The 11948-nt window shown below is 69.6% G+C and carries 11 protein-coding genes; 7 read left to right on the forward strand and 4 right to left on the reverse strand.

Annotated elements, in window-relative coordinates; genetic code table 11:
* Window positions 1–5: 5 nt before the first annotated feature.
* Both GT347_RS18010 and GT347_RS18015 read right to left on the reverse strand, forming a co-directional pair.
* On the reverse strand, window positions 6–758 hold the full coding sequence (locus GT347_RS18010) for a LamB/YcsF family protein (RefSeq protein ID WP_160553516.1): 753 nt from the start codon (window positions 756–758) through the stop codon (window positions 6–8).
* A gap of 122 nt (window positions 759–880) precedes the next feature.
* Window positions 881–1813: a LysR family transcriptional regulator gene (locus tag GT347_RS18015; protein ID WP_160553517.1), complete on the reverse strand. Its 933-nt coding sequence runs from the start codon at window positions 1811–1813 to the stop codon at window positions 881–883.
* A gap of 170 nt (window positions 1814–1983) precedes the next feature.
* On the opposite strand from GT347_RS18015, the gene GT347_RS18020 reads away from it, so the two are divergent.
* The 6 genes from GT347_RS18020 to GT347_RS18045 are packed head-to-tail and all read left to right on the forward strand — an operon-like array spanning window position 1984 to window position 7469.
* Window positions 1984–2787, forward strand: coding sequence for a putative hydro-lyase (locus GT347_RS18020; RefSeq protein WP_407704107.1), 804 nt, complete (start codon window positions 1984–1986; stop codon window positions 2785–2787).
* Window positions 2788–2830: 43 nt separating this feature from the next.
* Window positions 2831–4078 carry an ABC transporter substrate-binding protein gene (locus GT347_RS18025; RefSeq protein ID WP_160553518.1) on the forward strand — a complete coding sequence of 416 codons (1248 nt, stop codon included), beginning with the start codon at window positions 2831–2833 and terminating at the stop codon, window positions 4076–4078.
* A gap of 14 nt (window positions 4079–4092) precedes the next feature.
* Window positions 4093–4974 (forward strand): branched-chain amino acid ABC transporter permease, encoded by an 882-nt coding sequence (locus tag GT347_RS18030; protein ID WP_160553519.1) that lies wholly within the window; start codon window positions 4093–4095, stop codon window positions 4972–4974.
* Window positions 4974–6044: a branched-chain amino acid ABC transporter permease gene (locus GT347_RS18035; RefSeq protein ID WP_229722364.1), complete on the forward strand. Its 1071-nt coding sequence runs from the start codon at window positions 4974–4976 to the stop codon at window positions 6042–6044. Before GT347_RS18030 ends, GT347_RS18035 begins: the two co-directional genes overlap by 1 nt.
* Window positions 6041–6772: an ABC transporter ATP-binding protein gene (locus GT347_RS18040; protein WP_160553520.1), complete on the forward strand. Its 732-nt coding sequence runs from the start codon at window positions 6041–6043 to the stop codon at window positions 6770–6772. Before GT347_RS18035 ends, GT347_RS18040 begins: the two co-directional genes overlap by 4 nt.
* Window positions 6762–7469 (forward strand): ABC transporter ATP-binding protein, encoded by a 708-nt coding sequence (locus GT347_RS18045; protein ID WP_160553521.1) that lies wholly within the window; start codon window positions 6762–6764, stop codon window positions 7467–7469. Before GT347_RS18040 ends, GT347_RS18045 begins: the two co-directional genes overlap by 11 nt.
* Window positions 7470–7509: 40 nt before the next feature.
* Here GT347_RS18045 and GT347_RS18050 read toward each other — a convergent pair whose 3' ends face one another.
* Together GT347_RS18050 and GT347_RS18055 are read right to left on the reverse strand one after the other, a co-directional pair.
* Complete coding sequence (locus GT347_RS18050; RefSeq protein WP_160553522.1) at window positions 7510–8745, reverse strand: NAD(P)/FAD-dependent oxidoreductase; 1236 nt, start codon at window positions 8743–8745, stop codon at window positions 7510–7512.
* Between the two features lie 89 nt (window positions 8746–8834).
* On the reverse strand, window positions 8835–9791 hold the full coding sequence (locus GT347_RS18055; protein WP_160553523.1) for a LysR family transcriptional regulator: 957 nt from the start codon (window positions 9789–9791) through the stop codon (window positions 8835–8837).
* A 149-nt stretch (window positions 9792–9940) separates the two neighbouring features.
* Between GT347_RS18055 and ggt the strand changes: the two genes are divergently transcribed.
* Window positions 9941–11788, forward strand: a complete 1848-nt coding sequence (gene ggt / locus GT347_RS18060; protein WP_160553524.1) for a gamma-glutamyltransferase — start codon at window positions 9941–9943, stop codon at window positions 11786–11788.
* Window positions 11789–11948 lie beyond the last annotated feature (160 nt).

Consider the following 11948-nt stretch of genomic DNA (forward strand, 5'->3'; position numbering starts at 1 on the left):
AGCGCTCAGGGCGCGGCGATGGTCACGCCGTCGGCCAGCAGGGCCTCGCGCATGGCCTGGGCGAACAGGGCGGCGCCGGGCTGGTCGCCATGCAGGCAGACGGTGTCGGCCTGGATGGCCACTTCCTTGCCCGAGACCGCCCGCACGAAGCCCTGCTGCAGCATGCAGCGCACCTGGGCGATGGACTGCTGCAGCTCGGTGATCATGGCGCCGGGCTGGGTGCGCGGGGTGAGCGAGCCGTCGTCCTGGTAGCTGCGGTCGGCGAAGACTTCCTGGGCCACCTGCAGTCCCATGTCGCGCGCCACCTCCACCATCACGCTGCCGGCCAGGGCGAAGACGACCAGCCCGGGATCGAGGTCGCGCACCGCGCGGCAGATGCCGGCCGAGAGCTTCCTGTCCTTGGCCGCCATGTTGTAGAGCGCGCCGTGGGCCTTCACATGGCGCATGCGGCTGCCCGCCGCCTTGGCGAAGCCCTGCATGGCCGCCGCCTGGTAGAGCGTGATGCCATAGGCCTCGGCTTCGCTCAGCTGCATGGTGCGCCGGCCGAAGCCCTGCAGGTCGGGCAGGCTGGGATGGGCGCCGATGGACACGCCCCGCGCCACGGCGGCGGCCGCGGTGGCCGCCATGGTCACCGGATCGCCCGCGTGGTAGCCGCAGGCGATGTTGGCGGAGCTGACATGGCCGAGCAGGGCCTGGTCGTCGCCCATGTGCCAGGCGCCGAAGCTTTCGCCCATGTCGGAATTGAGGTCGACTTTCATGTGATTTCCATCCGGGTTGGTGAGGAGGCCATTGCGACAGCCCTTCTTTCGACAAAAAGCATTCAGGAATTCTGAACGCAAGCGCAATTTACTGCGACAAACAACATCTTCTGTTGGTTCTTTCAGCTCAATCCAACCACCCAGCGCTCTTCGTGCCGTTTGCAGAAGTTGCGTGTGCCCTTGCGCAGCACCTCGGCGGTCTTCAACACGAGCGGCCTGGCGTTCCACGGATGCCATAGCGACATCTTGAAAGCCGGCAGCGGTGGCAGGTCGAGCTCGACGAGGTCGCCGCGCTCGATCTGCTCCTTGACGAAGATGCCCGGCACCAGGGCCACGCCCACGCCTTCGCGCGCCAGGGCCAGCTGCGCCGTGATGGAGGGCGCGGCCGACACCCGCAGGTCGCTCAGCGCCACGCCCTGGCGGCCGGCCAGCTGCTGGATCAGGTTCATCGCGTCCAGATAAGGCTGGGTGCCGCGCATCTGCAGCAGCAGCTGCTGGCGCAGCACGTTGTGCAGCAGGTCGCGCTTGGGCAGCAGGCCGCGCCGCGCCACCCAGTGCACCGGCAGCCGCATCAGGTCTTCCACCGTGGCATGCGAGGGATGCACCGCGCTCGACACCCGCAGAACGATGTCGAGCTTGCCCGACATCATCTGTTCGGCCAGGTTCACCGTCAGGTCCACCTGCAGGTCGAGATCGACCGCCGGCAGGCTCGACCGCATCAGCTTCATCAGGTCGGGCAGGCAGGTGTGGACCACGGTTTCGATGACACCCACACGCACCCGGCCGCTCAGCTCGGCGCCGGTCTCGCGCGCCGCCGTCTCCATCTTGCGGGTGGTCTCCAGCAGCGCCTCGGCATGCTGCACCAGGCGGGCGCCGTGCTCGGTCAACGCCATGCTCTTGCCGTCGTAGTGGAAGAGGGAGGCGCCCAGTTCGGCCTCCAGCGAACGCAGCCGCATCGAGATGGCGCCAGGCGTGGCATGCATGACCTCGGCGACCCGCCGGACACTGCCGATGCGTGCCAGCAGGATGAAGGTTTCGACGAAGCGGGTATTCATCGCAAGGTCTTGAATTGGTGCATCGGTGCTCTGCTTTGGTGGATTTCGTCCGATTGTTGTGCGTGCATTGTTCAACTTACTTGAACAGGTGTTTTGACAATTCTTCGATGGACGACATCTGGTGACGGTTCCTAAAGTAAGCAAATTCCTTGCACACCGCCAGCATCTCCATGACATCCGTTTCGCCACTGGCCCAGGCTTCTTCGCCATCCGCATTCCGGCAGCTGGTGCGCGCCGGCCGCTTCACCGCCCAGACGGCGGGGCAGTGTCCCGGCTTCACCCAGGGCAACCTCGCCATCATGCCCAGCGCCTACGCCGACGAGTTCCTGCGTTTTGCCCGGCGCAACCCCAAGTCCTGCCCGGTGATCGGCATGAGCGAGCCGGGCGATCCTTCGGTGCCGGAGCTGGGGCAGGACATCGACCTGCGCACCGACATCCCGGGCTACTGCGTGTTCCGCGACGGCCGCATGGTCGAAGAGGTGCCGCATCTGCGCGAACTCTGGCGCGAGGACCTGGTGGGTTTCGTGATCGGATGTTCGCTCTCCTTCGAGGAGGCCCTGCTCGAAGGCGGCGTGCCGGTGCGCCATATCGAGCAGGGCACCACCGTTCCGATGTACGACACCGACCGCCCCAACGGCGCGGCCGGCCGCTTCGGCGGAAACGGCGTGGTGAGCATGCGGCCGATGAGCGCCGCGCAGGCGATCCGCGCCATCCAGATCACCTCGCGTTTCCCGGCCACGCACGGGGCGCCGGTGCATTTCGGCGATCCGGCGGAGATCGGCATCGCCGACATCGACCGTCCCGACTACGGCGAGCGCGCCGAGATCCGCCCCGGCGAGATCCCCGTCTTCTGGGCCTGCGGCGTCACGCCGCAACAGGCGATCCGCTCGGCCGGACTGCCCTTCGCCATCACCCACAAGCCCGGCCACATGCTGGTGACCGACGTGCGCAACAGCCATCTCGCGGTGCTGTGAGGCACCCCTTTTCCCGCCAACACTTTCCGATCAGGAGTTACCGATGAAACGCAGGCAGATTCTTCTAGGCGCCGGTGCCGCAACCGTCCTCCAGGGTGCATGGAACGAAGCCATGGCGCAGGGCAAGGAAGTGGTGATCGGCGCCCTCTATCCGATGAGCGGCCCCAGCGCCCAGGTCGGCATCGATGCCCGGCAGGCCTTCGAGACCGCGCTCGAGGTCATCAACAACGTGAGCCCGCTCGACCTGCCCACGGCGAAGAACGCCGGCCTGGCCCGCCTGGGCGGCGCCAAGGTGCGTGTCGTCTATGCCGACCACCAGGCCGATCCGCAGAAGGGCCGCGCCGAGGCCGAGCGCCTGATCACGCAGGAGAACGTCTGCGCCATCGTCGGCTGCTACCACTCCTCGGTCTCGACCACCGTCAGCGCCACCTGCGAACGTTACGGCGTGCCCTTCGTCTGCGCAGACTCGTCTTCGCCCACGCTGAGCGCCCAGGGCCTGAAGTTCTTCTTCCGCACGGCGGCGCACGACGAGATGTTCTCGCAGGCCATGTTCGACTTCATGGACGCACTCAAGGCCAGGGGCCAGAAGATCGGCTCGGTCGGCCTGTTCTACGAAGACACCATCTTCGGCAGCGACTCCGCCAAGGTGCAGCGCAAGCTGGCCGCCGAGCGCGGCTACCGCATCGCCTGCGACATCAAGTACCGCAACAACTCGCCATCGCTGACGGCCGAGGTGCAGCAGATCAAGAACGCCAATCCCGACGTGCTGATGCCCTCGAGCTACACCACCGACACCATCCTGCTGGCCAAGACCATGGCCGAGCTCGGCTACCGGCCGCCCAACATCGTGGCGCAGGCCGCGGGCTTCGTCGAGAAACCCGCGCTGGATGCGGTGGGCGACAAACTCGTCGGCATGATCAGCCGCGCCAGCTTCTCCGAGGACATGGGCGAGAAGCGACCCTCGGCCAAGGCGGTCAACGCCAGCTTCAAGGCCCGGGCCGGCCGCGACCTGAACGACCAGACCTCGCGCCAGTTCAGCGCCCTGATGGTGCTGGCCGACGCGATCGACCGCGCCGGCACGGTGGAGCCCGGCAAGATCCGCGAGGCGTTGGCCGCCACCGACATCCCGGGCGACAAGACCATCATGCCCTGGGCCCGGGTGAAGTTCGACGCGCACGGCCAGAACACCTTCGCCAGCCCGGTGCTGATCCAGTGGAACAAGGCGAAGTTCGTCACCGTCTATCCCTTCGAGGTCGCCACCGCCAAGGTCGTGTGGCCCATGAACGGCTGAGGGACGGACGCACCATGACCGCTGCCGCCTTGTCGCAGGTGCTGGCCAGCGGGCTGTTGATGGGCCTGATCTACGGCATGATCGCCGTGGGCCTGTCCCTCATCTTCGGCCTGATGGATGTCGTGAACTTCGCCCACGGCGAATTCATGATGCTGGCCATGTACGCCACCTTCGGGTGTTTCGTCTTCTTCCACATCGACCCGGTGCTGGCGCTTCCCCTGGTCGCGGCGCTGATGTTCATCTTCGGCGCGAGTGTGTACGCCGGCGTGGTGCGCCATGCGCTGCGGGTGAAGGTCAACGCCGGCATGGTGCAGATCTTCGCCACCTTCGGCCTGGCCACGCTGATGCAGGGCGCGGTGCAGTTCTTCTTCACGCCCGACTACCGCAACATCGGCGACAGCAGCTGGCTCGGCGGCAAGACGCTCGAACTCGGCGGCATCTTCATGCCCTGGCCGCAGCTCTTCGGCGCGGCGGTTTCGCTGATCGCCTTCGGCGGCCTGTTCCTGCTGATGAAGCACACCGACTTCGGCCGCGCACTGGAGGCCACGCGCGAGGACAAGGGCGCCGTCGCCCTGGTCGGCATCGACAGCAACCGGGTGTTCGCGCTGGGCTGGGGCCTGGGCGCGGCCCTGGTCGGCGTGGCCGGCGCGGTGCTCTCCACCTTCTACTACATCCATCCGCAGGTGGGTGCGGCCTTCGGCACCATCGCCTACATCACGGTCGCGCTCGGCGGCTTCGGCAGTGTCTTCGGTGCCTTCGCGGCCGGCATCGTGGTCGGCCTGGTGGAGGCGCTGACCGCGGTGGTGCTGCCGCCCGCGATGAAATCCATGGGGATCTACGTGCTGTACCTGGCTGTCATCTTCCTGCGTCCGCAGGGTCTGTTCGGAAGGCTGTGATGTCCACCATGCCCATTGTTTCCAACTTCGGCGCAAGCCCTGCGCCTTCGGGCGGCCCGCCGACCCAGGCCGCCAGCGACGCGGTGCGTGGCTTCGGCGACCGTCGCCGCCGGCAGCTCGTGATCGCCCTGGCGATCTTCGTGCTGGCCGCGCTCTCGCCGCTGTTCGTGCAGAACGCCTATCTGCGCAACGTGATCGTGCTCACGCTGATGTACGCCGCACTGGCGCAGGCCTGGAACATCCTCGGCGGCTACTGCGGCCAGATATCGCTGGGCCATGCGCTCTACTTCGGCGTGGGCGCCTATGCCACCAGCAAGGCCTATGTAGGCTTCGGCCTGCTGCCCTGGTTCGGCATGCTGGGCGGCGGCCTGCTGGCCGCGGCACTGGCGGTGCTGGTGGGCTACGGCTGCTTCCGGCTGAAGGGCCATTACTTCTCGATCGCCACCATCGTCATCGCCGAGATGGGCCTGCTGATCGCCCACAACTGGGAATGGCTGGGCGCCGCCTCCGGCATCCAGTGGCCCTTCGGCGCGGACAGCTGGGCCACGCTGCAGTTCGCCCGCGACAAGACACCGTACATCCACTTCGCCCTGGGCCTGCTGGCGCTGACCTGGTTCATCTGCTGGCTGATCGAGGACTCGCGCTGGGGCTACTGGTGGCGCGCGGTGAAGGACAACGCCGATGCGGCCGAGAGCCTGGGCGTGACGGTGCTCAGCTCCAAGCTCGCGGCGGCGGCCATCTCGGCCTTTCTCACCGCGGTGGGCGGCGGCTTCTATGCGGCCTTCGTCTCCTACGTCGATCCCGACAGCGTGCTGCATTTCCGCTTCTCGCTGCTGATCGTGCTGCCGGTGGTGCTGGGCGGCATCGGCACCCTGTGGGGCCCGATGCTGGGCGCGGCCATCCTGATACCGCTGACCGAGTTCTCGCGCAGCTACATGGGCGGCTCCGGCTCGGGGCTGGACCTGATGATCTACGGCGCCCTGGTGATGGCGGTGGCACTGCTCAAGCCCGAAGGCCTGGTGCGCCTGCTGCCCGCGTGGCCGTGGCGCAGGAAGGCGGTGGCGCCATGAGCCAGGAGATCCTGCTGCAGGCCCGCCAGGTCACGCGCCGCTTCGGCGGCCTGGTGGCCAACAGGGAGATCGATGCCGACATCCGCCGCGGCGAGATCCTCGGCCTGATCGGCCCCAACGGCGCCGGCAAGTCGACCTTCTTCAACCTGATCGCCGGTGCGCTGCCGCCGAGTTCCGGCACGCTGCATTTCGAGGGCCGGGACGTCACCCGCCTGCCCGCCACCCGCCGCTGCGCCCTGGGCATCGCCCGCACCTACCAGGTGCCGCGCTCCTTCGATTCGATGACGGTGGTGGAGAACGTGATGATCGGCAGCTTCGTGCGCCACCGCGGCACCGCGGCGGCCCGCCATGCGGCGCTGGAGATGCTGGATTTCACCGGCCTGTCCCGCCAGGCCAACACGCTCACCCACCAGCTCACGCCGCCGGAGAAGCGCCGCCTCGAAGTGGCCCGGGCCCTGGCCACCGGCCCCAAGCTGCTGCTGCTCGACGAGGTGCTGACCGGCCTCACGCCCAGCGAAGCCCGCCAGGGCGTGGAGCTGATCCGCCAGGTGCGCGATACCGGCGTGACCGTGGTGATGGTCGAACATGTGATGGAAGTCGTCATGCCCCTGGTGGACCGGGCCATCGTGCTGAACCTCGGCGAGGTGCTGGCACAGGGTGCGCCGCGCGAGGTGGTGCGCGATCCGGCCGTCATCTCGGCCTATCTGGGAGATCGCCATGCTGCTTGAAGTCTCGAAGCTCACCTCGGCCTATGCCGGCCTGGTGGCCATTTCCGATATTTCGCTGCAGGTAGCGGAGGGCGAGATCGTGGTGGTGGCCGGTGCCAACGGCGCGGGCAAGTCCACGCTGCTGCAGTCGATGATCGGCATGGTCAAACCGCGTTCGGGGCAGGTGAGTTTCGCCGGCGAACGCATCGAGGCCCTGGCCGGCCACCACATCGCCGCGCGCGGCCTGGCCTTCGTGCCGGAGAGCAAGCGCCTGTTCCCGCGCCTGTCGGTGGCGGACAACCTGCGCCTGGGCAGCTATCTGCACCGCAAGAAGGCGGACCGCGAGGCGCCGCTGGAGATGGTCTTCCAGCTGTTTCCCCGGCTCAAGGAGCGCCTGGCGCAACGGGCCGAGACGCTCTCCGGCGGCGAGCAGCAGATGCTGGCCATCAGCCGCGCGCTCATGACGCGGCCGCGCATGCTGATGCTCGACGAGCCCTCGCAAGGCATCATGCCCAAGCTGGTCGACGAGATCTTCGATGCGGTGCTGGCCATCCGCGCCTCGGGCGTCACGGTGCTGCTGGTGGAGCAGCGCCTGGCCGAGAGCCTGCAGATCGCGGAGCGGGCCTATGTGCTGCAGACCGGCCGGGTGATCCTGTCCGGCAGCGCGGCCGAGGTGCGCAGCAATCCGGAGGTGCGCAGGGCCTACCTCGGGATCTGAAACCGGGCGCCGTGCGCCCGACACAGGAACCCGGCCCCGGTCAAAACCGCGAGGGCAGGAAGGGTTGCGGATCGAGGTAGGCCTGCTTGCCCTCGATCTGGTCGGCCAGCAGCCGGGCGCTCGCCGGCCCCAGGGTGAAGCCCTGGTGGCCATGGCCGAAGTCGAACCACAGCCCCGGGTGGCGCGGCGCCGGCCCGATCACCGGCTTCATGTCCGCCATGCAGGGCCGATAGCCGGCCCAGGGCGTGGCCTCCACCGGTGCGCCCAGGTCCAGCAGCTCGCGGGCGACGGCCTCGGAGCCGGCCAGCTGGCGGGGTGTCTGCGCTGCGTCCAGGTGGGCGATCTCGGCGCCGGTGGTCAGGCGCAGGCCCTGGCGCATGGGGGCCAGCACATAGCCGCGTTCGGCATCCAGCAGCGGCAGGTTCAGCGCCTCGCCGCCGGTGAAATGGCGGTGGTAGCCGCGCTTGAGGATCATCGGGAAGCGGTAGCCCAGCGCGGCCGTCAGCGGGCCGGACCAGGGGCCGAGCGCGACGACCGCATGCCCTGCCTCGATCGGGCCTTCGGCGCTGTCCACCCGCCAGCCCGCGCCCTGCGGCCGCAGGCTGCCGGCATCGCCGCTGGTAAATCGGCCTCCCAGGCGCTGGAACAGGGCGGCGTAGCGCTCCACCAGCGCGCCCGGGTCGCTCACCGTCCAGGGCTGGTGCCAGTGGATGGCGCCGGCCATGCTCTGGCGCAGGGCCGGTTCGGCTTGCGCCAGGCTCTGGCCGCCGAGGGCGGCGCTGGTCACGCCGTAGGCCTCGCACAGGGCCTTGGCGCGCCCGCGGGCCGCGTCGAAGGCGGCTTCGCTGCGGTAGGCGAAGCGAAAGCCCTGGCGCCGCACCAGGTCGCCGGCATCGGCGGCCGCCACCAGACGCTGATGTTCGCTGGTGGAATGCGCGATCAGGCTGGCGTATTGGGCGGTGATGCGCCGGTGGCGGCCCGGCGCGCTGGCCCGCCAGTAGCGCGCCAGCCGGGGCAGGGCGGCGAGCAGGGCGCCTGGGTGGTAGTTGACGTCCAGCCCGCGCCGCAGCAGCACCGACAGCATGGCGCCCCATTCGCGCGGGAAGGCATAGGGCTCCACGGCTTCGCGCTGGATGATGCCGGCGTTGCCGTAGGAGGTTTCCCGACCCGGCGGGCGCCGGTCGACCAGGGTGACCGCATGGCCGCGCAGACGCAGCTCCAGCGCCGCGCAGGTGCCGACCATGCCGGCGCCCAGGACCAGGATCTCTTGTGGCATGTGCGCTCTCGAAACGGCCGATTATCGAGAGCGCCGCCTTGTCGAGCTTGAGAATAATCGGAACGCTGCGTTGCCCGCCGCGCAAGGCATCAGGCGGCTGGCTGCAGGCCGCGCTGGAGATGGTCGAGGAAGGCCCGGCAGGCCGGCGGCAGGGTGCGGCCGGCCAGGGTCTGCACCTCGAAATGGCGCTCGGTCATCTCGCGGTCGCGCAGGGCGATGGCGATCAGGCTGCCGTCCTCCACATAGGGGCGCAGGGCGGTCTCGCCGCACAGGGTCACGCCGCCGCCGGCCGCGGCGAAGGCCAGCAGGCCTTCGAGGGTGCGGCTGAGCAGGGCCGGCTCGGGCGCCAGGCCCTGGCGGCTGCAGGCGATGTCGAAGAGCTGGCGCAGCGTGGTCTCCGGCCCCGGCAGCGCCAGCGGATAGCCGGCCAGCTGGGCCAGCGTCAGCTGCCGGTGCCGCGCCAGTTCATGGCCGGGCGGCACCACCGCCATGATGGGCGCCGGCAGGCGCAGCTCCACCTGGATGCCGCGCTCCGAGACCGAACTCAGGGTGACGCCGATGTCCGCCTCGCCCTCGCGGACCAGGCGCGGCACCTCGCCGCGCGGCGGCAGCTCCAGGCTGAAGCGGATGTGCGGGAAGCGTTCGCGGAAGCGGGCGATCTGCACCGGCAGCAGCGAGGCGAATCCCTCGGTCGCCGCCAGCCGCACCAGGCCGCTCTGCAGGCCGCGCAGCGCCTGGATGTCCTGCGTCACCCGCTCGATTTCCTGCGTCGAGCGCCGGGCATGGGCGGCGAGCAGCTCGCCCGCCGCATTGAGTGCCATGCCGCGGGCCCGGCGCTCGAAGAGCAGGCAGTCGAGTTCCTGTTCCAGCCGCGCGATCTGCCGGCTAACGGCCGAAGGCGCCACGTTCAGCCGCTCGGCCGCGGCCGTGACCGAGCCGCTGCGCACCACCTCCATGAAATAACGCAGCGCCTGCTCCTGCAGCACCCGGGGCGCTGCCGGCCGGGAAGTGCCCGGCAGGGCTGGAAGCGGGGTTCTCAAGGGCATGGGCCGAGTTTAGGGGGCTTGCCCTCATCGCAAGCCATTGCAGCCTGCGTTGCGCTGACTGGCAGGGAGGATTCATCCGGATGAAGGAGCGGCCAGGGCACTTGCACAATGCAGCCACTCCAGCCTGGGGTCCATAGGAGCGCAAGCGCATGAAACTCAAGCAGCGCCTGGCCGCATCGGCCGGCATTTCCATCCTGGCCGCCAGCTGGCTGGCCGCCTGTTCCACCCAGACGGCGGCCCCGCCGGTGGCCAGCGCCCCGGCCGCGCTGCCGGCGGCGCCCGAGGTGGCCTCCGGCTACCGCGCGGGCCTGGCCACCACCTATGCCGACAAACACATGGCCGCCGCCGCCAACCCGCTGGCCAGCGAGGCCGGCCGGCAGATGCTGCGCGAGGGCGGCTCGGCCATCGATGCGGCGGTCGCCATGCAGGCGGTGCTCACCCTGGTCGAGCCGCAGGCCACCGGCATCGGCGGCGGCGCCTTCGTCATGTACTGGGATGGCAAGAAGGTGCAGGCCTTCGACGGCCGGGAAACCGCGCCGGCCGGCGCCACCGAGAAACTCTTCCTGCGCCCCGACGGCCAGCCCATGGCCTTCAGCGAGGCGCAGATCGGCGGCCGCTCGGTCGGCACGCCGGGCACGCTGCGGGTGCTGGAACTGGCGCACCGCCAGCATGGCAAGCTGCCCTGGGCCCGCCTGTTCCAGCCGGCGATCGAGCTGGCCGAACGGGGCTTTCCGATCTCGCCGCGGCTCTACACCCAGATCGCGGCGGACAAGTTCATGGGCCAGTCGCCCGCCATGTCCGCCTATTTCCTGCAGCCCGACGGCAAGCCCAAGCCGGCCGGCACGCTGCTGAAGAACCCCGAACTGGCCGCCACGCTGCGCACCATCGCCCAGCAGGGGCCGGACGCGCTCTACGGCGGCACCATCGCCCAGGACATCGTGCGCCTGGTCAACAGCGGCGCCAATCCGGGCTCGCTCTCGCTGGCCGACCTGCAGGGCTACCGCGCCCGGGAGCGCGAGCCGGTCTGCTCCGACTACCGCAGCTGGCGCATCTGCGGCATGCCGCCCCCGTCGAGCGGCGGCGTGGCCATCGCCCAGATGCTGGGCACCCTGCAGGCGCTGGAGGCACGCGCGCCGCGATACACGCTGTCGGCCCTGCCGCCGGTGGCGGCCGGCACGCCGGCCCGGCTGGAGCCGCGGCCCGAGGCGGTGCACCTGCTGTCGGAGGTCGGCCGCCAGGCCTATGCCGACCGCGGCCTGTACCTGGCCGACAGCGACTTCATCCCGGTCGATGTGCGCGGCCTGACCGATCCCCGCTACCTCGCCGAGCGCGCCGCCCTCATCGGCGAGCGCAGCAGCGGCAAGGCCCAGCCGGGCAAGCCTGCGGGCACGGCGGTGGCGCTGGCGCCGGACAACTCGCCGCCGCGTGTCTCCACCTCGCAGATCGTGGCGGTGGACGACGCCGGCGGCGCCATCTCCATGACCACCACCATCGAGAGCTATTTCGGCTCGCACCTGATGCTGCGCGGCTTCATGCTCAACAACGAGATGACCGACTTCTCCTTCCTGCCCAGCGAGGGCGGCCTGCCGGTGGCGAACCGGGTGCAGCCGGGCAAGCGGCCGCGCTCCTCGATGGCGCCCACCCTGGTCTTCGACAGGGCCAGCGGCGCGCTGGTGGCCACCGTCGGCTCGCCGGGCGGCTCGCAGATCATCGAATACGTCTCCAAGACCCTGGTCGGCCTGCTCGACTGGCGGATGGACGTGCAGGCCGCCATCGACCTGCCCAACTTCGGCAGCCGCAACGGCCCGACCGAGGTGGAAAAAGGCCTGGTGACACCCGCCCTGGTGCAGAGCCTGAAGGCGCGCGGCCACGAAGTCACCGAGATCGAGATGACCAGCGGCACCCAGGCCATCGTGCGGCGCAGCCGGGCCGACGGCCGCCCGGTGTGGGCCGGCGGCGCCGACCCGCGCCGCGAGGGCGTGGCGCTGGGCGACTGAAGCCGCCCCGATACGCGGCGTTTTCCTGCGGCAGGCAGGATTTCGTCCGACAAGGCGCGGGAGGTGCGGAAACTAGATTCAGCGCAGCACTTTTGCCGATTCCGTTTCCCGCCCCGATGCTTCCCTCCGCCACGGCAGATGCACCCTCCGTCCCTCCTCC

It is taken from the genome of Xylophilus rhododendri, assembly GCF_009906855.1.
GTDB lineage: Bacteria > Pseudomonadota > Gammaproteobacteria > Burkholderiales > Burkholderiaceae_C > Xylophilus > Xylophilus rhododendri.